The 26,059-nt window shown below is 52.2% G+C and carries 23 protein-coding genes, 2 tRNA genes and 1 other RNA gene; 15 read left to right on the forward strand and 11 right to left on the reverse strand.

Going from position 1 to position 26,059, the window contains the following annotated elements; genetic code table 11:
• Positions 1 to 3: 3 nt before the first annotated feature.
• Positions 4 to 813, forward strand: a complete 810-nt coding sequence (gene sirB1 / locus KQJ18_RS03660; protein WP_006684256.1) for an invasion regulator SirB1 — start codon at positions 4 to 6, stop codon at positions 811 to 813.
• 35 nt (positions 814 to 848) lie between these two features.
• Positions 849 to 1,703, forward strand: a complete 855-nt coding sequence (kdsA, locus tag KQJ18_RS03665) for a 3-deoxy-8-phosphooctulonate synthase (protein WP_038641145.1) — start codon at positions 849 to 851, stop codon at positions 1,701 to 1,703.
• Positions 1,704 to 1,749: 46 nt separating this feature from the next.
• On the opposite strand, the gene bdcA is transcribed toward kdsA, so the two are convergent.
• Positions 1,750 to 2,463: an SDR family oxidoreductase gene (gene bdcA / locus KQJ18_RS03670; RefSeq protein ID WP_085048084.1), complete on the reverse strand. Its 714-nt coding sequence runs from the start codon at positions 2,461 to 2,463 to the stop codon at positions 1,750 to 1,752.
• Between the two features lie 72 nt (positions 2,464 to 2,535).
• Between bdcA and KQJ18_RS03675 the strand changes: the two genes are divergently transcribed.
• Positions 2,536 to 3,126 carry a TetR/AcrR family transcriptional regulator gene (locus tag KQJ18_RS03675; RefSeq protein ID WP_216421434.1) on the forward strand — a complete coding sequence of 197 codons (591 nt, stop codon included), beginning with the start codon at positions 2,536 to 2,538 and terminating at the stop codon, positions 3,124 to 3,126.
• 28 nt (positions 3,127 to 3,154) lie between these two features.
• Positions 3,155 to 4,846 (forward strand): amidohydrolase, encoded by a 1,692-nt coding sequence (locus KQJ18_RS03680; RefSeq protein ID WP_216421435.1) that lies wholly within the window; start codon positions 3,155 to 3,157, stop codon positions 4,844 to 4,846.
• 55 nt (positions 4,847 to 4,901) lie between these two features.
• On the opposite strand, the gene chaA is transcribed toward KQJ18_RS03680, so the two are convergent.
• Entirely contained in the window at positions 4,902 to 6,002 is a 1,101-nt protein-coding gene (chaA, locus tag KQJ18_RS03685; RefSeq protein ID WP_038641137.1) for a sodium-potassium/proton antiporter ChaA, read from the reverse strand.
• A 274-nt stretch (positions 6,003 to 6,276) separates the two neighbouring features.
• Here chaA and chaB point away from each other — a divergent pair, with 274 nt between their 5' ends.
• Positions 6,277 to 6,507: a putative cation transport regulator ChaB gene (gene chaB, locus KQJ18_RS03690; protein ID WP_038641135.1), complete on the forward strand. Its 231-nt coding sequence runs from the start codon at positions 6,277 to 6,279 to the stop codon at positions 6,505 to 6,507.
• 196 nt (positions 6,508 to 6,703) lie between these two features.
• Complete coding sequence (locus KQJ18_RS03695) at positions 6,704 to 7,399, forward strand: gamma-glutamylcyclotransferase (protein ID WP_038641133.1); 696 nt, start codon at positions 6,704 to 6,706, stop codon at positions 7,397 to 7,399.
• 54 nt (positions 7,400 to 7,453) lie between these two features.
• On the opposite strand, the gene KQJ18_RS03700 is transcribed toward KQJ18_RS03695, so the two are convergent.
• Together KQJ18_RS03700 and KQJ18_RS03705 are read right to left on the reverse strand one after the other, a co-directional pair.
• Entirely contained in the window at positions 7,454 to 7,699 is a 246-nt protein-coding gene (locus tag KQJ18_RS03700) for a DUF1883 domain-containing protein (protein ID WP_038641131.1), read from the reverse strand.
• A 261-nt stretch (positions 7,700 to 7,960) separates the two neighbouring features.
• Entirely contained in the window at positions 7,961 to 8,314 is a 354-nt protein-coding gene (locus KQJ18_RS03705) for a DsrE/DsrF/TusD sulfur relay family protein (protein ID WP_038641128.1), read from the reverse strand.
• A 250-nt stretch (positions 8,315 to 8,564) separates the two neighbouring features.
• Here KQJ18_RS03705 and KQJ18_RS03710 point away from each other — a divergent pair, with 250 nt between their 5' ends.
• Positions 8,565 to 9,908: a YchO/YchP family invasin gene (locus tag KQJ18_RS03710; protein WP_253297443.1), complete on the forward strand. Its 1,344-nt coding sequence runs from the start codon at positions 8,565 to 8,567 to the stop codon at positions 9,906 to 9,908.
• Between the two features lie 21 nt (positions 9,909 to 9,929).
• Here KQJ18_RS03710 and narL read toward each other — a convergent pair whose 3' ends face one another.
• On the reverse strand, positions 9,930 to 10,580 hold the full coding sequence (gene narL / locus KQJ18_RS03715; protein WP_038641125.1) for a two-component system response regulator NarL: 651 nt from the start codon (positions 10,578 to 10,580) through the stop codon (positions 9,930 to 9,932).
• The gene (gene narX / locus KQJ18_RS03720) at positions 10,573 to 12,369 is read right to left on the reverse strand and encodes a nitrate/nitrite two-component system sensor histidine kinase NarX (RefSeq protein ID WP_121529127.1); all 1,797 of its coding nucleotides are present in this window, start codon (positions 12,367 to 12,369) and stop codon (positions 10,573 to 10,575) included. The genes narL and narX overlap by 8 nt, the downstream gene beginning before the upstream one ends.
• 339 nt (positions 12,370 to 12,708) lie before the next feature.
• On the opposite strand from narX, the gene KQJ18_RS03725 reads away from it, so the two are divergent.
• From KQJ18_RS03725 to narI, 5 genes are all read left to right on the forward strand, one after another.
• On the forward strand, positions 12,709 to 14,100 hold the full coding sequence (locus KQJ18_RS03725) for a NarK family nitrate/nitrite MFS transporter (protein WP_038641122.1): 1,392 nt from the start codon (positions 12,709 to 12,711) through the stop codon (positions 14,098 to 14,100).
• Positions 14,101 to 14,615: 515 nt separating this feature from the next.
• Positions 14,616 to 18,359 (forward strand): nitrate reductase subunit alpha, encoded by a 3,744-nt coding sequence (locus KQJ18_RS03730; protein WP_174330890.1) that lies wholly within the window; start codon positions 14,616 to 14,618, stop codon positions 18,357 to 18,359.
• A complete protein-coding gene (narH, locus tag KQJ18_RS03735; protein ID WP_038641118.1) occupies positions 18,356 to 19,894 on the forward strand; it encodes a nitrate reductase subunit beta in 1,539 nt (512 codons plus the stop codon). The genes KQJ18_RS03730 and narH overlap by 4 nt, the downstream gene beginning before the upstream one ends.
• On the forward strand, positions 19,891 to 20,601 hold the full coding sequence (gene narJ / locus KQJ18_RS03740) for a nitrate reductase molybdenum cofactor assembly chaperone (RefSeq protein WP_216421437.1): 711 nt from the start codon (positions 19,891 to 19,893) through the stop codon (positions 20,599 to 20,601). Before narH ends, narJ begins: the two co-directional genes overlap by 4 nt.
• A complete protein-coding gene (gene narI, locus KQJ18_RS03745) occupies positions 20,601 to 21,278 on the forward strand; it encodes a respiratory nitrate reductase subunit gamma (RefSeq protein ID WP_038641116.1) in 678 nt (225 codons plus the stop codon). The genes narJ and narI overlap by 1 nt, the downstream gene beginning before the upstream one ends.
• A gap of 212 nt (positions 21,279 to 21,490) precedes the next feature.
• Here narI and KQJ18_RS03750 read toward each other — a convergent pair.
• From KQJ18_RS03750 to KQJ18_RS03770, 5 genes are all read right to left on the reverse strand, one after another.
• Positions 21,491 to 21,622: non-coding RNA, RtT sRNA (locus tag KQJ18_RS03750), on the reverse strand.
• Positions 21,623 to 21,666: 44 nt separating this feature from the next.
• A tRNA-Tyr gene (locus tag KQJ18_RS03755) sits at positions 21,667 to 21,751 on the reverse strand.
• 37 nt (positions 21,752 to 21,788) lie between these two features.
• Positions 21,789 to 21,873, reverse strand: a tRNA-Tyr gene (locus KQJ18_RS03760).
• Between the two features lie 156 nt (positions 21,874 to 22,029).
• Complete coding sequence (gene purU, locus KQJ18_RS03765; protein WP_006684274.1) at positions 22,030 to 22,872, reverse strand: formyltetrahydrofolate deformylase; 843 nt, start codon at positions 22,870 to 22,872, stop codon at positions 22,030 to 22,032.
• Between the two features lie 55 nt (positions 22,873 to 22,927).
• Positions 22,928 to 23,383: a YchJ family protein gene (locus tag KQJ18_RS03770; RefSeq protein WP_038641113.1), complete on the reverse strand. Its 456-nt coding sequence runs from the start codon at positions 23,381 to 23,383 to the stop codon at positions 22,928 to 22,930.
• Between the two features lie 111 nt (positions 23,384 to 23,494).
• On the opposite strand from KQJ18_RS03770, the gene rssA reads away from it, so the two are divergent.
• The 3 genes from rssA to KQJ18_RS03785 form a co-directional block, all read left to right on the forward strand.
• A complete protein-coding gene (rssA, locus tag KQJ18_RS03775; protein ID WP_069324649.1) occupies positions 23,495 to 24,406 on the forward strand; it encodes a patatin-like phospholipase RssA in 912 nt (303 codons plus the stop codon).
• 89 nt (positions 24,407 to 24,495) lie between these two features.
• Positions 24,496 to 25,509 carry a two-component system response regulator RssB gene (gene rssB / locus KQJ18_RS03780; RefSeq protein ID WP_038641109.1) on the forward strand — a complete coding sequence of 338 codons (1,014 nt, stop codon included), beginning with the start codon at positions 24,496 to 24,498 and terminating at the stop codon, positions 25,507 to 25,509.
• Between the two features lie 204 nt (positions 25,510 to 25,713).
• Positions 25,714 to 26,059 (forward strand): sugar phosphate nucleotidyltransferase (locus tag KQJ18_RS03785; RefSeq protein ID WP_216421438.1); only part of this gene is annotated, 346 nt, incomplete at its 3' end.

Below are 26,059 nucleotides of genomic sequence, written 5' to 3' on the forward strand. Positions count from 1 at the left end.
GTCATGAGGTCGTTAGCTGATTTCGAATTTAATAAAGCGCCATTGTGTGATGGGATGATCCTGGCGTCGGAGTCTATCCGTCTGGATTTTCCAACACAAACTGTCTATGACGAACTGGAACGTCTGGTCAGTCTGGCGCAAGAAGAAATTAGCCAGCTCCTGTCTCAGGATGAGCAACTGGAAAAACTGCTGGCACTTTTTTACGGCGAATGGGGGTTTACGGATACCCACGGCGTCTATCGTCTTTCTGATGCACTATGGCTCGACCAGGTTCTGAAAAATCGTCAGGGCAGTGCGGTGTCGTTGGGCGCGATCTTATTATGGATTGCCAACCGACTGGATCTGCCGCTGGTACCGGTGATTTTCCCGACACAACTCATCCTGCGCATTGAATCGCTTGATGGCGAAATGTGGCTAATCAATCCGTTCAATGGCGAAACGTTAAATGAACACACGCTGGAAGTGTGGCTGAAGGGGAACATCAGCCCGGTCGCGGAACTGTTTAATGAAGATCTGGATGAAGCGGATAACGCAGAAGTGATCCGCAAACTGCTCGACACGTTGAAATCATCGCTGATGGAAGAGCGGCAAATGGAACTGGCGCTGCGAGCCAGTGAAGCATTATTACAGTTTAATCCTGAAGACCCGTATGAAATACGCGATCGGGGATTGATATATGCGCAACTGGAGTGTGAACATGTTGCGCTGACAGATTTAAGTTATTTCGTTGAGCAGTGTCCGGAAGACCCGATCAGCGAAATGATTCGTGCGCAGATTAATACCATTTCGCACAAACAAATTGTATTGCATTGATTAATGACACTTTACCTACCGTTTAAGGCGATCCTATGAAACAAAAAGTGGTTAGCATTGGCGACATCAACGTGGCAAATGACCTGCCGTTCGTGCTGTTTGGCGGAATGAACGTGCTGGAATCCCGCGATCTGGCGATGCGCATTTGTGAGCACTACGTAACCGTTACTCAAAAACTGGGTATCCCTTACGTGTTCAAAGCCTCCTTTGATAAAGCCAACCGTTCTTCCATCCACTCTTACCGTGGACCGGGCCTTGAAGAAGGGATGAAAATCTTCCAGGAGCTGAAGCAAACTTTTGGCGTAAAAGTGATCACCGACGTTCACGAAGCCAGCCAGGCACAGCCTGTTGCTGACGTGGTGGATGTGATTCAGCTGCCGGCATTCCTCGCTCGCCAGACCGATCTGGTGGAAGCGATGGCGAAAACCGGTGCCGTTATCAACGTGAAAAAACCGCAGTTCGTAAGTCCGGGTCAGATGGGTAATATCGTGGATAAATTCCATGAAGGCGGTAACGATAAGGTTATCCTGTGTGACCGTGGCGCGAACTTCGGTTATGACAACCTGGTTGTGGATATGCTGGGCTTTAGCGTGATGAAAAAGGTCTCTGGCAATTCGCCGGTGATTTTCGACGTCACCCATGCGCTGCAGTGCCGCGACCCGTTTGGCGCCGCAAGCGGCGGCCGTCGTGGTCAGGTGACTGAACTGGCGCGCGCGGGCATGGCGGTAGGTCTGGCAGGCCTGTTTATTGAAGCGCATCCGGATCCAGCCAATGCGAAATGCGATGGTCCATCCGCACTGCCGCTGGCGAAACTGGAACAGTTCCTCACGCAGATCAAAGCGATTGATGACCTGGTGAAAAGCTTCGACGAGCTCGATACTGAGAACTAAGACAGCTGAACAGGCCGGGGCACTTGTCTCCGGCCTGTTATTACAGTCAGGCACCAAACGCCCCATCAATTGTATGCATAGCTCCCGTCACAAACCCGGCCTCCGGACCAGCCAGCCAGGCAACCATTCCGGCCACTTCTTCTGGTCGACCGTGGCGTTTTAGTGCCATAAAGCTGTGCATCAGCTCTTTCAATGGACCTTCTGCTGGATTAGCGTCAGTATCAATGGGACCCGGTTGCACTACGTTGACTGTAATGCCACGCGCGCCGAAATCACGGGCCAGCCCTCTTGCCAGGCCTTGCAGAGCAGACTTGCTTAACGCGTAGGAAGCCATACCGGCAATTGGCATACGATCGCCGTTCACTGAACCAATAATGATAATCCGCCCGCCGTCAGGCATTTGTCGTGCCGCCTCTACTGCCGCGTACCAGGGCGCGTGGATATTAATGCGGAACAGGCGCTCAACGTCATCGGGATCCTGCTCCAGCGGGTCGCCGAACAGCACAATTCCTGCATTCACCACTAACACATCCAGCGGGCCGCTTTCCCGTACCCGGTTAATGACGGCATCGCGATCGGCGCTATCGGTTTGCGTCATGTGGGAACCTGTTTCATCCGCAAGCGCTTTTGCAGCGTCTGCGGAGCCTGAATAGGTAAAGGTAACCGCTGCGCCATCTGCGGCGAAACGGCGCACAATAGCCGCGCCAATCCCCCGACTTCCGCCAAGAACCAGAACTGATTTGCCGTTAAATGGGGACATGAGATACTCCTTGAACAATTATGTAGTGATCGATATATAATGGGTGCATGGTTTTCTGTCAATGGATTTGTAATGAGCACTACAAAATGTTCGCGCGCCCCAGGCCGACCACGTAATTTTGATCCGGAACTGGCTGTTGCCAAAGTACAGCCCTTATTTCACTCACATGGATACGACGCTGTGAGCGTAGCGGATGTTACGCAGGCCCTGAACATCAAACCCCCCAGTTTTTATGCCGCTTTTGGGAACAAAATCGGTCTTTATGAACGCGTGCTTGGTCGCTATGTACAAACTGATGCGATCCCGTTTGATGACATTTTGCGTTCTGACAGACCGGTTGCCGAAAGCCTTGCTGCGTTGCTTGAAGAGGCGGCGCGACGCTATGCCGCTGATCCGCATGCGCCTGGTTGTTTGGTTCTGGAGGGCACGCATAGCAACGATCCGCAGGCGCGGCAGGTGGCCCGGGCTTTCTACTCGGTTGCAGAACATAAAATTCATGACTTTATTGCACAGCGCCATCCCGAAGTGGCTGATAGTCTGACCGATTACATCAGTACCACGATGCTTGGTCTGTCGGGAAAAGCCCGTTGTGGGCATACGCTCGAACGTTTGCTATCCAGCGCACACATCGCCAGCCAGGCGGTGCTGCATCAGCTTTCCTGATTTTCATCACATGAAAAGGTAGATAAATATGATGGGTAAACTGGGACTTTGCTTTAATACTCCCCCTCCGGCTATGCGCAACGTAGCGTTGGCCGCAATTCTGATAGGAATTTCATTTCTGGCGCATTCTCAGGACAAGGCCGACGTTATTTTGTATAACGGCAAGTTGATTACCATGGATGAACAACAACCCAACGCGCAGGCGCTGGCGGTAAAAGGGCGGCATATTATTGCGGTGGGTAATAATGAAACGGTGAAAAAATGGTCCGGACCGAACACGAAGGAAATTAACCTTACGGGGCAAACCGTTATTCCGGGGTTAATTGATGCGCATCTGCATGGTATTCGGGGAGGAAGGACATTTTTATTTGAAACCTACTGGTTTGATACTAAAAATTTACCCGATGCGTTAAATAAACTGTCGCAATCTGCGGCAAAGAAAGACCCTGCGCAATGGGTGGCGGTGGCGGGTTCATGGATACCTGAACAATTTGCTGAAAAGCGGGATCCGACGGTTCAGGAACTGAATCAGGCGCTGCCTCATCATCCTGCATATATACAAAGCCTTTATGACTATGCGCTGTTAAATCAAAAGGCTATCGAGACCCTAAAACTTAATAGTCCACAGCCGGATGTTCCGGCAGGGATCGTGATAGAACGCGATGATAAAGGGCTGGCAACGGGGAAATTGCGCGGGACCATTGGCAGTTTTAACCAGCTTTTCGCCCAGATTAGCCAGACTGGCGATGTGGAAAAGAACCTTAACGCCTTTGTACGTTATTTAAATAAACGCGGCGTGGTCGGGTTTATCGATCCTTCTGCCGGGCATGAGCAAGCTTATCGTGATTTCTTTAAACTTCAGCAGCAGCAACCTCTCAGGATACGCGTTGGATATCGTTTATCCGCACCGCCTGGTAATGAAACGGAATGGTTTAAACAACGCCTGGCGTTTCGCCCGGCAATGCATGATGACGGCAGAATAGCCTTTCTGGGCTTCGGTGAAAGCCTGGTGATGGCAATGAATGATGGCGTGCGGATGTCATCTGGGTTCACATCCCCAGCAGAGTCCCAACAAGAACAATTAAAGGTGCTTCAGCTTGCCGCCAAAGAAGGTGTTGCCGTTGAAATACATGCTTATACCGATGACAGTGCGGATGCGATTTTAGATGTCATTAGCGAGGTGGCTAAATCGCATGATATTGCGCCGTTGCGCTGGTCTATTGCGCATCTTAATACCGGTACGCCCGAAACGATTGCCCGCATGAAGAAACTCGGTTTAGCCTACTCTGTCCAGATGGGGCCATATTTTGAATCTCCCGCCATTGAACGCGCAAATGGTAAAACGGTGGCGGCGCTATCATCGCCAGTGCAACCCGCGTTAGAGCAGGGGGTAATCGTTGCCGGCGGTACAGATGCGACGCGGATTGGCGTTGCGGGAGTGTGGCATGCCATTGAATATCATGTCACAGGTAAAGCGCTCGACGGCTCAGTACGCCATGACACCCGCCAGTTAAGTCGGGAAGATGCGTTAAAAATGTATACCCGAAATGCCGCCTGGCTGGCTTTTGCTGAGCAGCAAAGAGGAAGTTTGCAAGCAGGTAAGCTCGCCGATTTTGCGGTGCTGAATCAAGATATTATGGCTATTGCGCCAGACAAGCTGCATCAAACGGAATCGTTATTAACGTTTGTCGATGGCCAACAGGTTTATCCGGAGCAATAAACGCGCTAAAAGAAAACGGCCCTGCAAAGGGCCGTGGATCCCGCCAAACTAGTTATCAGGCAAATATCGTCATCAGATAGGCGACAAATAGCGCCAGATGCGCGGCGCCGTTAAGCACATTGGTTCGTCCGGTGGAGAAAGAGATGTGGCACAGTACCAGCGACGAGACCATGACAATCATCTCTGGCGCGCCCAAAGCAAACACCAAATCATTTCCTGTTGCCCACGCTATCAGCGTCACTACCGGTACGGTGAGTGAAATAGTGGCTAATACTGAACCGAAGAACAAATTCATCGCCCGCTGTACCTGATTGTTCAGCACCGCTTTCAGCGCCCCCAGCCCTTCAGGCGAGAGGATCAACAGCGCCACCAGGAAACCGGTAAATGCCACGGGCGCATTGAGTTCAGTCAGCAAGGTTTCCAGTGGACTGGCGTTCATCTTGGTGACGGCGATAACAGCGATCAGGTGAATGATGAGCCAGGCGGCGTGCCATATATTGCTGTGCGCTGACGGCTTACCGTGATGCGGATCGTCGTCGTCACCCTCATCTTCATGCTCGTAAATGAACAGGCTCTGGTGCGTTTTTGTTTGAATCAACAAGAAGACGCCGTACATTGCCGCAGAAATGAGCGCCACCAGTAGCGCCTGCGCAGTAGTAAAATTGGCTCCCGGTAACGCCATTGGAAACACCAGCACAATAATGGCCAGTGGAAACAGGGCGATTAAATACTGCTTAATACCAAACAGGTTCATATACTGAGTGGCAAATTTGCGGCCGCCCAGCAGTAATGAAAAACCGACTAAACCGCCGGTGACGATCATAATGATCGAATACAGCGTGTCGCGCATTAGCGTAGGCGCGGCATCGCCGGTCGCCATTAATGCGGAAATTAAACTGACTTCAAGAATAACAACTGACAGACTGAGAATCAGCGAGCCGTAGGGTTCGCCAAGTCGATGTGCTAATACGTCCGCATGACGGACAACGCTGAATGCGCTGCTTAATATACCAACAAGGGCCAGCGCATTAATACCGATGACCACTGGTAGTGACTGACTGCTCCCCCATAAGAACAGTACTACCAGTGCCAAAATCGGGAAGACGAGAGAGGTCTCCTTGTGGCGGGTTTTTACCGCCTCATGTAGTTGTGTCATTAAGTTAATTCTCCATCTCTGCAGGTATTTATAATTATAAAAGTATTAAAGAATGTAAAAAATAACAGAAAAAGCGGTTTTGTAGGTGACATTTTACGAAATTTTACCGCATCGCTTATTTTCCATCTCTAAGTGGCCAAAAACAAACGTCTTGTTTATAGAGTATTTAATTAACAGAAAGTTAGATGAAGAAGTAATTTAAAAATGTTCATTATTGGCGCATCGCAGCATTGTTAACCACACTTAAGGTTTAGCCCAAAAAGAGGAGTTCACAATGCCCTATAAATCTAAAAGCGATCTGCCTGACAGCGTACAGCATGTTCTGCCATCCCATGCTCAGGACATCTATAAAGAAGCCTTTAACAGCGCCTGGGAACAGTATAAAGATAAATCTGACCGTCGCGATGATGCCACTCGCGAAGAGACAGCGCACAAGGTGGCGTGGGCGGCGGTGAAAAATGATTATCAAAAAGGTGATGATGATAAATGGCATAAAAAGACGTAACGGTATCAATTATAATGCCTTTATAAACTAGCCTGAGTCATCCGTTAGCGAATCGTGCTACGCCGCGCCGTTACTGGCTTGCAAGCGAGCGGTGAATTGCCTATTGTCCAGCTATTGGTTTCAAAATGAGCAGTAAAAATGCCCGGAAGGCGTCAAAAAAGTTGTCGCAGGGAAGCTGCAGTGGCGGAGGTGTAAGGTGTTAACGCGTGATTTTTTATTGAATGCCGACTGTAAGACGGCGTTTGGCGCTATTGAAGAATCACTACTCTGGTCAGCGGAACAACGGGCAGCCTCACTGGCCGCCACGCTTGCTTGCCGACCAGATGATGGACCGGTGTGGATCTTCGGTTATGGATCGTTGATGTGGAACCCGGCCTTAGAATTTGAAGAGTCCTGTACCGGAACATTGGTCGGTTGGCACCGTGCATTTTGCCTGCGTCTGACGGCGGGGCGAGGAACGGCCTGTCAGCCGGGACGGATGCTGGCCCTGAAAGAGGGTGGACGCACTACCGGTGTGGCTTATCGCTTACCAGACGCATCGCTGGAGCAAGAGCTTTCTCTGCTGTGGAAGCGTGAAATGATCACCGGTTGCTACCTGCCGACCTGGTGTCAGTTGGCGCTGGATGACGGACGGACGGTAAACGCGCTGGTCTTTATTATGGATCCGCGCCATCCGCTGTTTGAGTCGGATACACGCGCGCAGGTGATCGCGCCGCTTATCGCTGCGGCCAGCGGACCTTTAGGCACTAATGCCCAGTATCTGTTCTCGCTGGAACAAGAACTGGTGAAGCTGGGAATGCAGGATGATTGTCTTAACGATCTGGTGATTACGGTCAAACGGTTGTTGGGAGAGAACCTGCCGGAAGGGATTATACGACCAGGTTTTGCATAGCGTCGGCGGAGTGTTGTGTGCCCGACAGCCAGGTGCTTATCGGGCATTTCACGATTACGCTGCAATAAAACTTATCGAATGCTCAAGCGACTGACTGTGGCTGTCGATCAGCACGTTCCAGACGCCGGTATAAGGTACGGTCAACCATGCGTTATCACGGTCCTGCACGCTTAAGATGTCGGACTGCGTGTCTTTGACGTGATTTTTCTCGCTCATCAGATGGATGTGACAGCGCTCGGAACAGCGCACAACCACCGTATCGCCACCAAATAACTTTAAACTCGCCTTCACTAATGCCATTTTTCACCCCGTTCTTGAAAACAACGTACTTTCTGTCGAAAGTGCTGCGTGATGTTGTTCACATTTCACTCATTGCATAACACCAAAGGGGGAGCAACAGGATGCTGATTTTGATCAAAAAATGGCATAACGATTAAACAAAAGTGACAAAATTCCTCAAGACGGTTGAAAGGGCGTGCTAACGTTCAACGAAACCGCGCTCATCTAAGATAAAATCCGGAAATTTCCGGCACTTTCAGTGCGCGTGCCTGTAAGGCGCTGTCAGAAGGTCAATACTTTATCTGCATCCAGCGTCCATTGCGCCAGTTCTGGCAGCGTGCCCACGGCGACGCCATCAATTAAAGGCAGGTCGGTGATCCCACGGCCATCAGTGCAGGTTTTGCACAGTTTTACCGGAACGTTTTGCGCTGTCAGGATCTCCAGCATTTGCTGAATATTGTATCCTTCCGCCGGTTTCTGACCGCGTAATCCCGCCGTAACCGCATCCGACATTAAAAACAGACGCAGATCGAGACAAGCTTCTTGTTCACGCAAGGCGATGGCCAGACGCAGGCTGTTAAATAACGATTCGCTTCCATAGGCCGCACCGTTCGCGACGATCACTATCTTTTGCATTTTGACTCCTGTTGTCGGATGGGAGGGATAATTCCTGGCGTGTATGGTACTCCCTGTACCAGATATCGAAAAGAAAGCATGTGGCTACCCCTGATTATTCGGGTCAGAAAATCCCGAAAACGGGGATAAAGGCTGCAATTAATTGCTGAAGACGTTATGGTTTAGGTTAAGTGTGCCTGATTAATTGATTTAAGAAATAACTAACGATTTGAGCCGTATTATTTATTTCCCTCTCGCCGTATTTGCACTCTTGCCACTGGCAGGGGGTACTGCCAGCGCACAATCCTCTTTTATTCACCAGGCTGAAAACCCATTCGATAACAATAGCGATGGCTTGCCCGATCTCGGTATGGCGCCGGAATCGCGGGCAGGCGAAAAGCATTTTGCCGAAATGGTGAAAGCATTCGGTGAAGCCAGTATGACCGATAACGGCCTTGATACCGGCGAGCAGGCGAAGCAGTTCGCGTTTGGTCAGGTACGTGACACGGTCAGCGAACAGGTGAATCAACAACTGGAATCCTGGCTCTCTCCCTGGGGAAACGCCAGCGTCGGGTTGCAGGTTGATAAAGAGGGCAGCTTTACCGGCAGCCGGGGAAGTTGGTTTATTCCGTGGCAGGACAATCAGCGCTATCTTACCTGGAGCCAGTTAGGCTTAACGCAACAGGATGAGGGCTTAGTCAGCAATGCGGGAATTGGGCAGCGCTGGGTACATGACGGTTGGCTACTGGGTTACAACACGTTTTATGACAATCTGTTGGATGAAAATCTGCCCCGGGGCGGCTTAGGTGCAGAAGCGTGGGGCGAGTATTTACGTTTATCCGCTAACTACTACCAGCCGTTTTCCTCCTGGCAGAATCGTTCCATCACACAGGAACAACGGATGGCCCGCGGCTACGACCTGACCGCGCAAATGCGGATGCCGTTCTATCAACATCTCAATACCAGCGTCAGCGTTGAACAGTATTTTGGCGACCGGGTGGATCTGTTTCATTCAGGAACCGGGTATCACAATCCGGTAGCGGTGAACCTCGGGCTGAGCTATACGCCGGTGCCGCTGATTACGATGACTGCGCAGCATAAGCAGGGTGAAAATGGCGTCAGTCAGAATAACCTCGGATTAACGCTGAATTATCGTTTCGGCGTTCCGTTAAAAAAACAGCTGATGGTCAGCGAGGTGGCGAACAGCCGCTCGCTGCGCGGCAGTCGTTATGACGATCCGCAGCGGAATAGTTTGCCGACGCTGGAGTATCGCCAGCGTAAAACCCTGTCGGTATTTTTGGCTACGCCGCCCTGGGATCTCAAGCCGGGAGAAACGGTGGCGCTGAAGGTACAAGTGCGCAGCCTGCATGGGATTCGCCATCTTGCATGGCAGGGCGATACTCAGGCGCTGAGCTTAACCGCTGGCAGCAGTACCCGCAGCGCACAGGGCTGGACGATTATTATGCCGAAGTGGGACAGTAGAGAAGGGGCGACAAACCGCTGGCGGCTGTCGGTAGTGGTAGAAGATGAACTGGGCCAGCGTGTCTCTTCCAATGAGATCACGCTATCACTGACCGAACCGTTTATCAGCGTTTCGGCAAATGATCCTCGTTAACCATGATGCACGACTTCGTTATCAGAAAATGCGTTCCTGATGCACCCAAACCGCGGCTTCTACGCGTGATTTGAGCTTCATTTTCTTCAGCATATGCTTCACATGAACTTTAACCGTGCTTTCGGTGATGTCAAGACGGCGGGCAATCATCTTGTTGGGCAGGCCCTGGGCGATAAGCTTGAGAATATCGCGCTCGCGCGGCGTCAACTGGGTGACATCACGGTCGGACGTTGCGCGGTTGGCGCGCAGGCTGGCGGCCAGAACCGGCGTTAAGGCTTCGCTCAGTACCATTTCACCGGCGGCGGCCTGTTGTAATGCTTTCAGTAAATCTTCCGGCTCCATATCTTTCAGCAGGTAACCATCCGCGCCGCGTTTCAGTGCGGTAACGACATCTTCTTCATGATTGGACACGCTAAACACCACGATGCGGCCAGACAGGGACTTTTCACGCAGCTTGTCGAGGGTTTCCAGACCGTTCATGCCGGGCATGTTGAGATCAAGCAGGATCAGATCGGGATCAAGAGATTCAGCCAGCTCGATACCCTGTTCGCCATTGCTGGCTTCACCGACAACGGTGATATCCTGCGCCATGCTGACAAGCTGTTTTACACCGGTTCGCAGCATCGGATGATCGTCGATCAACAGGATGGTTGCCGGTTCCAGATTACTCATGGGTATCTCCTTGGACTTCTGTGAAGTTTGTTTCGGGAATAAAAGTGACAGTAACTTCAGTACCGCCTGTCTCACGACGGCGTACTCGGCAATCGCCGCGCAAGCTCTGCGCACGGTCGCGCATTATTATCATGCCGTAGTGGTTACTGCGTTCGGCGTTTTCCGGTACGCCGCAGCCGTTATCTTGTACTGTGAGTTTGATCTGTTTGCCATTTTGCACCACCGTCACGACGACTTCATCAGCATGGGAGTGCTTCAGGGCGTTGCTCAGGGCTTCACGAGCAATTTGTAATAAGTGAATCGCCTGATGCGAAGGGACCAGGCGCGGCGGCAACTGATAGTCCAGCTTAACCGTAAAACCAAAGCGGGCGCTGTATTCCTGACAACTGGCTTCCAGCGCGGGTCGCAATCCGGGTTCAGTGAGCTGTAAACGGAAGGTCGTTAACAGCTCACGCAGTTGCGCCCACGAGGCGTTCAGTTCATTACGAATCTGGCTAAGCAGTTCGCGGCTATTCTCGGGCAGCGCATCGCCCTGCATCTGCAAACAGCTAACCTGCATCTTCATACATGAAAGCGATTGTGCAATAGAATCATGGAGTTCGCGCGCAATGGTGGCACGCTCTTCCATCACGATCAACTGCTGCTGGCGCTCCTGATGTCTGTCGAGCGCCAGCGTCGCGGTCAGTTGCTCAACCAGGGTATCGACCAGTTGTTGCTGATCGTGGCTGAGATGGCGTCCGTTCGGCAATGTAGCGAGCAGGATACCATACTGGGTATGTGCGTCGGTCAGCCGCCATTTCAGCGTGATACCACCGTCTATCGCGGGCAACGTACCGCGTGGGCACAGATGACATCCTTTCTCATCGCAACTGACATTGGACTGACAGGTAAATTCCTGATGATTATCTTCATCCTCCAGATCATAAACCCGCAGCTCAATATCATGTAGCAGGGTCAAATTCTGCAGGCCGTTCAGCACCGGAGAGAGGCGTTCGCACAACGGCACTTGAGAATGCAGGCGGCGGTTGGCTTGCCACAGAAAAGAGAGGATCTGATTTTTATGCTCCAGTCCGGCCGTTTTCTCTTGCACCCGCTGTTCCAGTACCGCATAACTTTCAGCCAGCTCTTCCGACATATTATTCAGCGCCGAGCCCAGAGCCGCCATCTCATTACGCCCGCTGATATGCGCACGTTGGGTAAAATCACGTTGGCTGACGGCTCGCGCCATCGCCAATAGCTGTTTCCATGGTTCCAGCAGACGTACGCGTAGCCAGATAATGGTGAAGACCAGCAGTAAGGCCATAAATGCCGCCATCAGGCGATGTAGCAGGACGACGCGTTCAATGCGTAATTCGGTGGTATGGTCGAAGGCGGTAACCAGCTTATCCAATCCAACAACAAAGCGCGTTACATCTTGCGCTACCGCATCAGGCGTTTGCGCGTGGGCAAGCCCTGGCGCCAGCTCAGTGTGCCAGTAATCCTGTAATGCTTTTAACTGCGCCTGTTGTCCATCGCGCTGTGCGGCCCGCGTTAACTCTGGACTAAACGCCGTTTTCTCCATTTCATCCAGTAGCGGTTGATCGTCGGCTTCCAGGGGTACCGCCGCCAGCAGACGATAACTCTGCATACGCAGCGAGCCGGCTTTGTTAATTGCATGGGCGCTACCCTGAACGCCCTGAACCAGCCAACCGGAGACAGCCATACCTGCCACGCCGATGGCAGTAGACAATAAAACAATCAGCGCCACCTGGTTGACCAGCGTAAGCGGGGAGAGACAACGTTTAAACATGGTGACTTGTTCCTTCGGGTCTTCGTAGAACAGAAACCCTTTTGAATAACGGTTCTGCTGCAGGCAGTGGCGTTATTCTCGGCGATACACTGGAGTATACCCATACCTCAAACGGGCTACCTCTTAATTGCCAGCCAAGGGGGCGGTCATGGGGCGGGGGCAGTAGAAGACGACAGAAGCGTGAAAAACCACATCTTTTTTACCGAAGTAATGTACTCATTTAGGGTGATGATAAATTTTAGGCATGAATAATGACACCTTTTCCTTTGATTTATATCAACTTACCTCCAGCTGTAAACCCTAAGGTTGCAGGCATCGAAACAAGTATCAGAGGTGTCTATGAGTCACTCATCTGCCCCGGAAAGGGCATCTGGAGCTGTAATTACAGAATGGCGGCCGGAAGATCCTGTCTTCTGGCAACAGCGTGGTCAACGAATCGCCAGCCGTAACCTGTGGATTTCCGTCCCTTGCTTGCTGCTGGCGTTTTGCGTGTGGATGTTATTTAGCGCCGTAGCGGTGAACTTACCGAAAGTCGGCTTTAATTTCACCACGGAGCAATTGTTCATGTTGACGGCGTTGCCATCGGTTTCCGGCGCGCTGCTGCGTGTGCCGTACTCCTTTATGGTTCCCCTGTTTGGTGGACGCCGCTGGACGGCATTCAGCACCGGTATCCTGATCGTCCCATGCGTATGGTTAGGTTTTGCGGTGCAGGATACCACCACGCCATTTAGTACCTTTATTATTATCTCCTTACTGTGCGGTTTTGCCGGTGCGAACTTTGCATCAAGCATGGCGAATATCAGCTTCTTCTTTCCAAAACAAAAGCAGGGCGGTGCGCTGGGTCTGAACGGTGGTCTGGGCAACATGGGGGTCAGCGTAATGCAGTTGGTTGCTCCGCTGGTGGTCTCACTGTCAATCTTCGCTGCATTTGGTAGCCAGGGCGTTGAGCAACCGGATGGCACGCAGTTGTATCTGGCAAACGCCGCATGGATTTGGGTTCCGTTCCTCGCTGTGCTGACGCTGGCTGCATGGTTTGGTATGAACGAACTGGCAACCTCAAAAGCGTCACTGAAAGCGCAATTACCGGTGCTAAAGCGCGGACACCTGTGGATCATGAGCCTGTTGTATCTGGCAACCTTCGGTTCATTTATCGGCTTCTCAGCCGGTTTCGCGATGCTGTCAAAAACGCAGTTTCCTGAGGTACAGATCCTGCATTACGCCTTCTTTGGCCCGCTGATTGGCGCGCTGGCGCGCTCAGCTGGCGGTGCAATTTCTGACCGTCTGGGCGGAACTCGCGTGACGCTGGTGAACTTCGTGCTGATGGCTCTCTTCAGTGCCTTGCTGTTCCTGACGCTGCCAACCAATGGCGTAGGGGGCAACTTTACCGCTTTCTTCGCGGTGTTCCTGGCGCTGTTCCTGACGGCCGGTCTGGGCAGTGGTTCAACCTTCCAGATGATCTCCGTTATCTTCCGCAAGCTGACGATGGACAGAGTGAAAGCGGAAGGCGGGTCAGAAGAGAAGGCGATGCGTGAAGCGGCAACCGACACTGCGGCTGCGCTCGGTTTTATCTCTGCCATTGGCGCGATTGGCGGCTTCTTTATCCCCAAAGCATTTGGTACTTCCCTAGCGTTAACGGGCTCACCTGTTGATGCGATGAAAGTCTTTGTGATCTTCTATGTCGCCTGCGTGGTTATCACCTGGGCGGTGTACGGACGTCATTCTAAAAAGTAAAAAAGTGGTATACACAAAATCATTCGAATTGCGTCAAGGCGGCAAGTGAGAAATCCCCATGAGCTTACTGTAGTAAGTGACTGGGGAGAACGAGCGCAGCCAACGCAGAGGCAGTTTGAAGGATGAAGTGTAGGTTGATTATCCATTGCGCGGCGTTAGACCGCGCTTTTTTTTGCCTGCTATTAGTTACAACATACTCTTATGTTGTGACATGACAACATCCTATGAGAACGGTGCTCGCAATATGCCTGGCAGGGGGGATACCCCTTAATACCCACTTATAAAGAATTTAACATTTGCATGATAAGTGGATTTTAAAAAGTTATTTAAATTCAATGCTTTAATTAATTCACTGATATCCCACTTAGGGGGTATGTGAAAAACGTCCCTCATTTTTCATCCCTGTCTGCCTTGATCGTTATCAATTCTCACGCCCTTTCAGAGCGTTACCTTCGCTGGCAAATAAGCAATGTCGATTTATCAGAGAGCCGTCAGGCTCCTACAGGAGAAAACCGATGAGTAAATTCCTGGACCGGTTTCGCTACTTCAAGCAGAAGGGCGAAACCTTTGCCGATGGGCACGGCCAGCTTCTCAATACCAACAGGGACTGGGAGGACGGATATCGCCAGCGTTGGCAGCATGACAAAGTCGTACGTTCAACCCACGGCGTAAACTGCACCGGTTCATGCAGCTGGAAAATCTATGTGAAAAATGGTCTGGTGACCTGGGAAACCCAGCAAACTGACTACCCACGCACCCGTCCAGATATGCCAAACCACGAGCCTCGCGGCTGCCCGCGTGGTGCGAGCTATTCCTGGTATCTCTACAGCGCTAACCGTCTGAAATATCCGCTGATGCGCAAACGTCTGATGAAGATGTGGCGTGAAGCCAAAAAACTGCACAGCGATCCGGTAGATGCCTGGGCATCCATTATCGAAGACGCCGACAAAGCAAAAAGCTTCAAACAAGCGCGTGGTCGTGGCGGCTTCGTTCGCTCCTCCTGGCAGGAAGTCAATGAACTGATTGCCGCTTCTAACGTGTACACCATCAAAACCTATGGTCCTGACCGCGTCGCAGGCTTCTCGCCGATCCCGGCGATGTCGATGGTTTCTTACGCATCCGGCGCACGCTATATGTCGCTGATTGGCGGTACCTGCCTGAGCTTCTATGACTGGTACTGCGACCTGCCGCCGGCTTCTCCGCAAACCTGGGGCGAACAGACCGACGTCCCTGAATCCGCTGACTGGTACAACTCCAGCTACATTCTTGCATGGGGTTCTAACGTCCCGCAGACCCGTACTCCGGATGCGCACTTCTTTACTGAAGTTCGCTATAAAGGCACCAAAACGGTAGCGATTACGCCGGACTACGCAGAAATCGCCAAACTGTGCGACCTGTGGCTGGCGCCGAAGCAGGGGACCGATGCGGCGATGGCAATGGCGATGGGCCACGTCATGTTGCGCGAGTTCCACCTCGATAACCCGAGCCAGTACTTCACCGACTACGTTCGTCGTTATACTGACATGCCAATGCTGGTGATGCTCGAAGAGCGCGACGGCTATTATGCTGCTGGTCGTATGCTGCGTGCAGCGGATCTGGTTGACTCTCTGGGCCAGGAAAATAACCCGGAATGGAAAACCGTCGCTATCAACAGCAACGGTGAAATGGTTGCGCCAAACGGTTCAATTGGTTTCCGTTGGGGCGAAAAGGGTAAATGGAACCTCGAGCAGCGCGACGGTACATCGGGCGATGAAACCGAACTGCAACTCAGTCTGCTCGGTAGCCAGGATGACATCGCTGAAGTCGGCTTCCCCTATTTTGGCGGCGAAGGTACCGAACACTTCAATAAAGTTGAACTGGAAAACATTCTGCTGCACAAATTGCCGGTTAAACGTCTGCAACTGGCCGACGGTTCTACCGCGCTGGTGACGACCGTTTACGATCTGACCATGGCCAACTACGGTCTGGAACGCGGTCTGAACGATGAAAACTGTGCAACCAGCTACGATGACCTGAAAGCGTATACGCCGGCATGGGCAGAGAAAATTACCGGTGTATCGCGCGCTCAAATCGTGCGCATCGCCCGCGAATTTGCGGATAACGCCGATAAAACGCACGGTCGTTCGATGATTATCGTCGGTGCAGGTCTGAACCACTGGTACCACCTCGATATGAACTATCGCGGCCTGATCAATATGCTGGTGTTCTGCGGCTGTATCGGCCAGAGCGGCGGTGGTTGGGCCCACTATGTCGGGCAGGAAAAACTGCGCCCGCAAACCGGCTGGCAGCCGCTGGCGTTTGCGCTGGACTGGCAGCGTCCGCCTCGTCATATGAACAGCACCTCTTACTTCTATAACCACTCCAGCCAATGGCGCTATGAGACGGTTACCGCACAGGAATTGCTGTCCCCGATGGCAGACAAATCCCGTTATAGCGGTCATTTGATTGACTTCAACGTTCGCGCTGAACGAATGGGATGGTTACCGTCTGCACCGCAGTTAGGGACTAACCCGCTGCGTATCGCTGAAGAGGCGAAGAAAGCCGGCATGACGCCGGTGGATTACACCGTTAACGCCCTGAAAGACGGTTCTCTTCGCTTTGCGGCGGAACAGCCGGAAAACGGCAAAAACCATCCGCGTAACCTGTTTATCTGGCGTTCCAACCTGCTCGGATCTTCCGGTAAGGGCCACGAGTACATGCTGAAGTACCTGCTGGGCACTGAACACGGTATTCAGGGGAAAGATCTCGGCCAGCAGAGCGGCGTGAAGCCAGAAGAAGTGGAATGGCAGGACAACGGACTGGACGGCAAGCTGGATCTGGTGGTGACGCTGGACTTCCGTCTGTCGAGTACCTGTCTGTATTCCGATATCGTGCTGCCGACCGCAACCTGGTATGAAAAAGACGATATGAATACCTCGGATATGCATCCGTTTATTCATCCGTTGTCTGCCGCCGTTGACCCGGCCTGGGAATCGAAGAGCGACTGGGAAATCTATAAAGCCATCGCGAAGAAATTCTCTGAAGTGTGCGTGGGCCACCTCGGTAAAGAAACCGACGTTGTTACGCTGCCGATTCAGCACGATTCCGCCGCTGAGCTGGCGCAGCCGCTGGACGTGAAGGACTGGAAAAAAGGTGAGTGCGACCTGATTCCTGGCGTTACCGCGCCGCACATCATGACCGTAGAGCGTGATTATCCGGCAACCTATGAACGCTTTACCTCCATCGGCCCGCTGATGGAAAAAATCGGTAACGGCGGGAAAGGGATTGCCTGGAATACCCAGAGCGAAATGGATCTGCTGCGTAAGCTCAACTACACCAAGGCTGAAGGCCCGGCGAAAGGCCAGCCCTGGCTTAATACCGCCATTGATGCCGCCGAGATGATCCTCACCCTGGCGCCGGAAACTAACGGTCAGGTAGCCGTTAAAGCCTGGGCTGCGCTGAGTGAATTTACCGGTCGTGACCATACGCATCTGGCGCTGAATAAAGAAGACGAAAAAATTCGTTTCCGCGATATACAGGCGCAGCCGCGCAAAATTATCTCCAGCCCGACATGGTCAGGCCTGGAAGATGAACATGTGTCTTATAACGCCGGTTATACCAACGTTCATGAGCTGATCCCATGGCGTACGCTGTCTGGTCGCCAGCAGTTGTATCAGGATCACCAGTGGATGCGTGATTTCGGTGAAAGCCTGCTGGTTTACCGTCCGCCAATCGATACCCGTTCAGTGAAAGCGGTGATCGGCGAGAAGTCTAACGGTAACCCGGAAAAAGCGCTCAACTTCCTGACGCCGCACCAGAAATGGGGTATCCACTCCACCTACAGCGACAACCTGCTGATGCTGACGTTGTCACGCGGTGGTCCGATCGTCTGGATGAGTGAAACGGATGCGAAAGACCTGGGTATCGAAGATAACGACTGGATCGAGGTCTTCAACAGCAACGGTGCATTAACTGCCCGCGCTGTTGTCAGCCAGCGTGTGCCGGCCGGGATGACCATGATGTACCACGCGCAGGAACGTATCGTTAACCTGCCGGGTTCAGAAATCACCCAGCAGCGCGGCGGGATCCACAACTCGGTGACCCGTATTACGCCGAAACCGACCCACATGATCGGCGGCTATGCACAGTTGGCCTACGGCTTTAACTACTACGGCACCGTCGGTTCAAACCGCGATGAGTTCGTCGTTGTACGTAAGATGAAGAACATTAACTGGTTGGATGGCGAAGGCAATGACCAGGTACAGGAGAGCGTAAAATGAAAATTCGTTCACAAGTCGGCATGGTGCTGAATCTTGATAAGTGCATCGGCTGCCACACCTGTTCAGTGACCTGTAAAAACGTCTGGACCAGCCGTGAAGGTATGGAGTACGCCTGGTTCAATAACGTGGAAAGTAAGCCTGGCGTCGGTTTCCCCAATGACTGGGAAAATCAGGAAAAATGGAAGGGCGGCTGGATCCGTAAAATCAACGGTAAACTGCAACCGCGCATGGGTAACCGTGCGCTGCTGCTGGGTAAAATCTTTGCTAACCCGCATCTACCGGGTATGGATGACTACTACGAGCCGTTTGATTTCGACTATCAGAATCTGCACACCGCGCCGGAAGGCAGTAAAGCGCAGCCGATTGCCCGTCCGCGCTCGTTGATTACCGGTCAGCGGATGGACAAAATCACCAGCGGTCCGAACTGGGAAGAAATTCTGGGCGGCGAATTCGAAAAACGCGCCAAAGACCAGAACTTCGAAAACATGCAGAAGGCGATGTACGGCCAGTTCGAAAACACCTTCATGATGTACCTGCCGCGCCTGTGCGAGCACTGCCTTAACCCGGCGTGTGTGGCGACCTGCCCGAGTGGTGCTATCTACAAGCGTGAAGAAGATGGCATCGTGCTGATCGACCAGGACAAGTGCCGCGGCTGGCGTATGTGCATCACCGGCTGCCCGTACAAGAAGATTTACTTCAACTGGAAGAGCGGGAAGTCCGAGAAGTGCATTTTCTGCTACCCGCGTATCGAAGCGGGTCAACCGACCGTTTGCTCCGAAACCTGTGTTGGCCGTATCCGTTATCTCGGCGTACTGCTGTATGACGCAGATGCGATCGAAAGCGCGGCCAGCACTGAGCACGAAAAAGATCTGTACCAGCGTCAACTGGACGTGTTCCTCGATCCGAACGATCCGGCTGTCATTGAACAGGCGCTAAAAGATGGTATTCCACTGAGCGTCATCGATGCTGCACAACAGTCTCCGGTTTACAAAATGGCAATGGACTGGAAGCTGGCGCTGCCGCTGCATCCGGAATACCGCACGCTGCCGATGGTCTGGTACGTGCCGCCTTTGTCACCGATTCAATCTGCCGCCGATGCGGGCGAGCTTGGCAGCAACGGCATTCTGCCGGATGTAGACAGTCTGCGTATCCCGGTTCAGTACCTGGCGAACCTGTTGACCGCTGGCGACACTCAGCCGGTACTGTTGGCGCTGAAACGTATGCTGGCAATGCGTCACTACAAACGTGCGGAAACTGTTGACGGAAAAGTTGATACCCGTGCGCTGGAAGAGGTGGGATTAAGCGAAGCGCAGGCACAGGAAATGTATCGTTACCTGGCGATTGCTAATTATGAAGATCGTTTCGTGGTGCCAAGCAGCCATCGTGAACTGGCGCGTGAGGCATTCCCGGAGAAAAGCGGTTGTGGCTTTACCTTCGGCGATGGTTGCCACGGTTCTGATACCAAATTCAATCTGTTCAACAGCCGCCGCATCGACGCTGTTGATGTGACCAGCAAAACGGAGCCGCACCAATGATTGAACTCGTCATTGTTTCGCGTCTGCTCGAGTACCCGGATGCTGCCTTATGGCAGCATCAGCAGGAGTTTTTCGATGCACTCGCGTCATCTGAGAACCTGGATAAAGAGGATGCCCAGACCCTGGGCGTTTTCCTGCGCGATTTAACCGCGCAGGACATGCTGGATGTACAGGCCGCCTACAGCGAACTGTTTGACCGGAGCCGCGCCACATCGCTGCTGCTGTTTGAACATGTTCACGGGGAGTCCCGCGATCGCGGCCAGGCGATGGTTGACCTGATGGCACAATATGAGCAGCACGGTTTGCAGCTCGACAGCCGTGAACTTCCCGATCATCTGCCGCTGTATCTGGAATACCTTGCGCAGTTGCCGAAAAGCGAAGCGTTAGGTGGTTTACAGGATATCGCGCCGATTCTGGCTTTGCTCAGCGCTCGCTTGCAACAGCGTGACAGCCGTTATGCGGTGCTGTTTGATCTGCTGCTAAAACTGGCGAATACCGTTATCGACAGCGACAAAGTGGCTGAAAAAATTGCGGATGAAGCGCGTGATGATACACCACAAGCGCTTGATGCAGTCTGGGAAGAAGAGCAGGTGAAATTCTTCGCCGATCAGGGGTGTGGTGAGTCGGAAATCTCCGCTCACCAGCGTCGTTTTGCCGGGGCCGTTGCGCCGCAGTATCTGAATATCACCACCGGAGGACAGCAATAATGCACTTCCTGAATACGTTCTTCTTTGACATCTATCCGTACATCGCGGGTTCTGTCTTTCTGATCGGCAGTTGGCTGCGTTATGACTACGGGCAATATACCTGGCGCGCGGCGTCCAGCCAGATGCTGGATCGCAAAGGGATGAACTTGGCGTCAAACCTGTTTCATATCGGGATCCTGGGCATTTTTGCCGGGCACTTTCTGGGCATGTTGACGCCGCACTGGATGTACGAAGCGTGGCTACCGCTGGAAGTGAAACAAAAGATGGCTATGTTTGCGGGCGGCGCCTCAGGCGTGATGTGTCTGGTCGGCGGCGTGCTGCTGCTGAAACGTCGTCTGTTCAGCCCACGCGTGCGGGCCACCACCACTGGTGCGGATATTCTGGTGCTGTCCATCCTGGTTATCCAGTGTGCTCTTGGCCTGCTGACCATTCCGTTCTCCGCTCAGCATATGGACGGTAGCGAGATGATGAAACTGGTGAACTGGGCGCAAACGGTGGTGACCTTCCACGGCGGCGCGTCTGAATATCTGGATGGCGTGGCGTTTATCTTCCGCATGCACTTGGTGTTGGGTATGACGCTGTTCCTGCTGTTCCCGTTCTCGCGTCTGGTGCACATCTGGAGCGTTCCGGTCGAGTATCTGACCCGCAAATATCAGATTGTACGCGCGCGTCACTAATCGGTTATCTGTGTAAGATAAGACCCTGCTCCGGCGGGGTTTTTTTATGCCTGTTTGCCGGATGGCGGCGTAACCGCCTTATCCGGCCTACGCAGACGTCAACTCTCTGTAGGCCTGATAAGCGCAGCGCATCAGGCCTATTGCGGGCACGTAGCGAGAGCAGAATATAGGACAATAAGGTTTGATTTCGCTGAAGTGCGACAGGGAAATGATGGTGGTGGGGGAAGGATGACTCCGCGCTGCGCGCTTCGCCCTTCGGGTCGTTGCCTGCGGCAACGCTTTCTCGCTGACGCTCGAATCGAACCTTGGTCGAAGCTTCTCGTCCTTCCCGCATGGGAAGAATATGACAAACTGCAGTTGGATTGGGTGTCGATGCTTTATGAAATGATGGTGGTGGGGGAAGGATTCGAACCTTCGAAGTCGATGACGGCAGATTTACAGTCTGCTCCCTTTGGCCGCTCGGGAACCCCACCAGGGGTATACTTATTTTTGAGAACATACAAGAATGAATGGTGGTGGGGGAAGGATTCGAACCTTCGAAGTCGATGACGGCAGATTTACAGTCTGCTCCCTTTGGCCGCTCGGGAACCCCACCACGGGGTAATGCTTATTACTGGCCTGCTTCTGTTGGAAGCGGGGCGCATCATAACAGATGATGCGCCCCTGTAAAGTATTCCGTTGATAAAAAAGAACTGGTTGCCTGATTTTTACGCGTAAAGATGTAAAGGTAACCAATTAAATTATCAATCGATTACAGAATGATCGTTCGGTTACCGTAAACAAATACGCGTTGAGCCAGAACCTGATACAGCGCGCGACTTAATACATTTTTTTCAACGTCACGGCCGGCACGCATCATGTCTTCCGCGGTGTAGGTGTGATCAACATGAATTACGTCCTGCATAATGATAGGGCCTTCATCGAGGTTATCATTCACATAGTGGGCCGTTGCGCCAATGATCTTCACCCCGCGCTCGTAAGCCTGGTGGTATGGGCGAGCGCCAATAAATGCCGGCAGGAATGAATGGTGAATATTGATAATCTTATTCGGGAAGCGTGAAACAAAGGTCGGCGTCAGTACGCGCATGTATTTTGCCAGCACGACATAATCAGGTTGGTGCGCGTCGATAGCATCGGCCATTTTCTGGTCGTGTTCGTCACGGGTTAAACCTTCGTGACTGACCAGTTCAAACGGAATATCAAAGCGCTCAACCAAAGGACGCAGCGTCTCGTGGTTGCCGATCACCGCAGCGATTTCAACATCCAGCCCGCCATAATTGGCCTTCATTAACAGATCGCCCAGACAATGCGCTTCCTTGGTGACCAAAATAACGATACGGCGGCGTCCTGCCGGCGTTAATTCACGGATGGAACCATCTGGTAAGGCGCTATCAAGATCGGCAAGCAGCGTGACATCATTAAAAATGCCCTCCAGCTCGGTACGCATGAAAAAGCGCCCGGTACGGTGGTCCACGAACTCATTATTCTGCACGATATTCAGTTCATGCTTGTAACAGATATTTGTAATGCGCGCGATCAGACCTTTTTGGTCCGGGCAAATTGTACGCAGCACTTTTCGTTGTAATGAATGCATTTGCAGCGGTGATCCTATTGAGAATGTTTGCAAAATTGATACTGTCGGGCGTTGATTAGCCGCAGCACTTCTTAAATTTTTTACCCGAGCCACAAGGGCAGGTGTCGTTTCGTCCAATTTGAGGGCGTGTACCGTCTATATAGTACCACTGACCGTTTTCTTTTAAAAAACGAGAGCGTTCGATAATTGCGCCAGTTTTTCCCTGTTCAGAAAACCGCGCGACAAAACTGACGTAGCCAATATTTTCTGAATCTGCCGTGTGTTGCTCAAAAACGGTCAGTCCCAGCCATTCGGTATGCGTAAATCCTGCGATAATGTCGTCACGAAACGCAGCGGCATGGCAGTCCGGATGCCAGGTCTTGATAAGGTAATCTGCGTCTTTCATCACAAAAGCGCAGTAACGAGAACGCATGAGGTGTGACGGCGTAGGTGCTACTTGCGCGCCGGACACATAACGGTAGCAACATAGGCTATACTCGACAGCGCTACCACAGGGACAAAGCTGAGACACAAAGTACTCCCTGGAATAAAAAAACGGCGTAAAAACGCCAGGGTGGCACTATGTTAACTGAGCGGTAGCGATGTTGCTACGTCTGCAAGCCAGGGGAAGTTTGTACGTACAATGAGAAAAATTAAAATTGGGCTGGCGCTAGGTTCCGGCGCGGCGCGCGGCTGGTCGCATATCGGCGTGATTAAAGCCCTTAAGCATATGGGGATTGATGTTGATATTGTGGCAGGGTGCTCCATTGGTTCGCTGGTTGGCGCTGCCTACGCCTGCAATAAGTTGCCTGCACTCGAACAGTGGGTTTGTTCATTCAGTTATTGGGACGTCTTACGCCTGATGGATCTCTCCTGGCGCAGGGGAGGACTACTGCGCGGAGAACGGGTGTTCAACCAGTACCGTAATGTCATGCCGGTAGAAGCGATTGAACAATGCACACGCCGTTTCGCAACTGTTGCAACCAATTTAAGTACGGGTCGGGAACTCTGGTTCACCGAAGGTGATTTGCACCTGGCTGTCCGGGCATCCTGCAGTATTCCTGGTCTGATGTCCCCTGTAGCGCATAATGGCTACTGGTTGGTCGATGGCGCGGTGGTGAATCCCGTCCCCGTTTCCCTGACGCGTGCGCTGGGCGCCGATATCGTTATTGCGGTCGACCTGCAGCACGATGCGCACCTTATGCAGCAAGATTTACTCTCCTTCAACGTCAGTAGCGATGCTGAATCAGGCGATGGCGCTGACGAACTCTCATGGCATGGCCGTCTGAAAGAGCGTCTGAGCAACATTACGGCGAGGCGGACAGTGACCGCGCCGACGGCGATGGAGATCATGACAACCTCTATTCAGGTTCTGGAAAATCGTCTGAAACGTAACCGTATGGCTGGTGACCCGCCTGATATCCTGATTCAGCCGTTTTGTCCGCAAATATCCACGCTGGATTTCCACCGCGCCAGTGCAGCAATTGCTGCCGGGCAGTTGGCGGTTGAGAAGAAAATGGATGAGCTTCTACCTCTGGTGAAGACCAACGTCTAGGCATTTTTTATCAATACTTAAGTTAAATCTGACAGGCGTGAGTAGCAATAGCATGCCACTATTTATTAAAGCCAGTCAGGGGGGAGAATATGACGCAGCCATTGGTCGGAAAACAGATTCTTATCGTTGAGGATGAGCCGGTATTCCGCTCACTCATGGACTCATGGTTTTCCTCTTTGGGAGCGACAACGGCGGTGGCCGGCGATGGGCTTGAAGCACTGGATTTGCTTGGCCATTTTACGCCTGACTTGATGATCTGCGACCTGGCAATGCCACGAATGAACGGTCTTAAACTGGTTGAGTATTTACGCAATCGGGGCGATCAAACGCCAATACTGGTGATTTCAGCGACGGAAAACATGTCTGATATAGCCAAAGCGCTGCGACTTGGTGTGGACGACGTTCTTCTGAAACCGGTGAAGGATCTTAATCGTCTGCGAGAAACGGTTTTTGCGTGCCTGTATCCCAATATGTTCAATTCGCGGGTTGAAGAAGAAGAGCGGCTGTTTCGCGACTGGGATGCCATGGTGGACGATCCTGCTGCTGCTGCAAAGCTGTTGCAGGAGCTACAGCCTCCTGTATCGCAAGTGATTTCACAATGTCGCATAAACTATCGGCAATTGGTTGCCGCCGATCAACCAGGACTGGTGCTGGATATTGCGCCGCTGTCGGATCACGACCTTGCTTTTTATTGTCTGGATGTCACGCGGGCAGGGGATAATGGCGTGCTGGCCGCATTATTACTGCGAGCCCTATTTAACGGTTTGCTGCAGGAGCAACTGACGCAACAAAATCAGCGGCTGCCAGAGTTAGGGGCATTATTGAAACAGGTGAACCATTTGCTGCGTCAGGCTAATTTACCCGGCCAGTTTCCCTTGCTGGTAGGGTATTACCACAGCGGGTTAAAAAACCTGATTCTGGTATCAGCAGGACTGAATGCGACATTAAATACCGGTTCCCATCAGGTACAAATCAGCAATGGCGTACCGCTGGGAACGCTTGGCAATACCTATCTTAATCAGTTGAGCCAGCGCTGTGAGTCATGGCAGTGCCAAATTTGGGGGGCGGGTGGTCGCCTGCGCCTGATGTTGTCTGCGGAATGAACAATTGAGCGAGGGAGGAATGAAATTGCTTCACCTCCCTCATGCTGCGAGTGCTACTATCAGCGCCAGATTTATTCGTATTTGTCTTAATTATACCGACGTGCGTCCTTTTCAGACCAGAGGCTTACCGCTGTACTGATATACTTGGATGCGATACAGATTGATGAACACGTTCAATACATGAACAGTCCAGGAGAGTTTTAAATGGCTGCTATTAATTCAAAAGTCAAAAAGGCCGTTATCCCGGTTGCGGGATTAGGAACCAGGATGTTACCGGCTACGAAGGCAATCCCGAAAGAGATGCTACCGTTGGTTGATAAGCCATTAATTCAGTACGTGGTAAACGAATGTATTGCTGCGGGTATCACTGAAATTGTACTTGTAACTCACTCGTCTAAAAATTCCATTGAAAACCACTTCGATACCAGCTTTGAGTTAGAAGCTATGCTTGAAAAACGTGTAAAACGTCAGCTGCTGGAAGAAGTGCAATCTATTTGTCCGCCGCATGTCACTATTATGCAGGTACGTCAGGGGCTGGCTAAAGGTCTGG

The organism is Citrobacter sp. S55_ASV_140 (genome assembly GCF_018919505.1).
Taxonomy (GTDB): domain Bacteria; phylum Pseudomonadota; class Gammaproteobacteria; order Enterobacterales; family Enterobacteriaceae; genus Citrobacter; species Citrobacter werkmanii.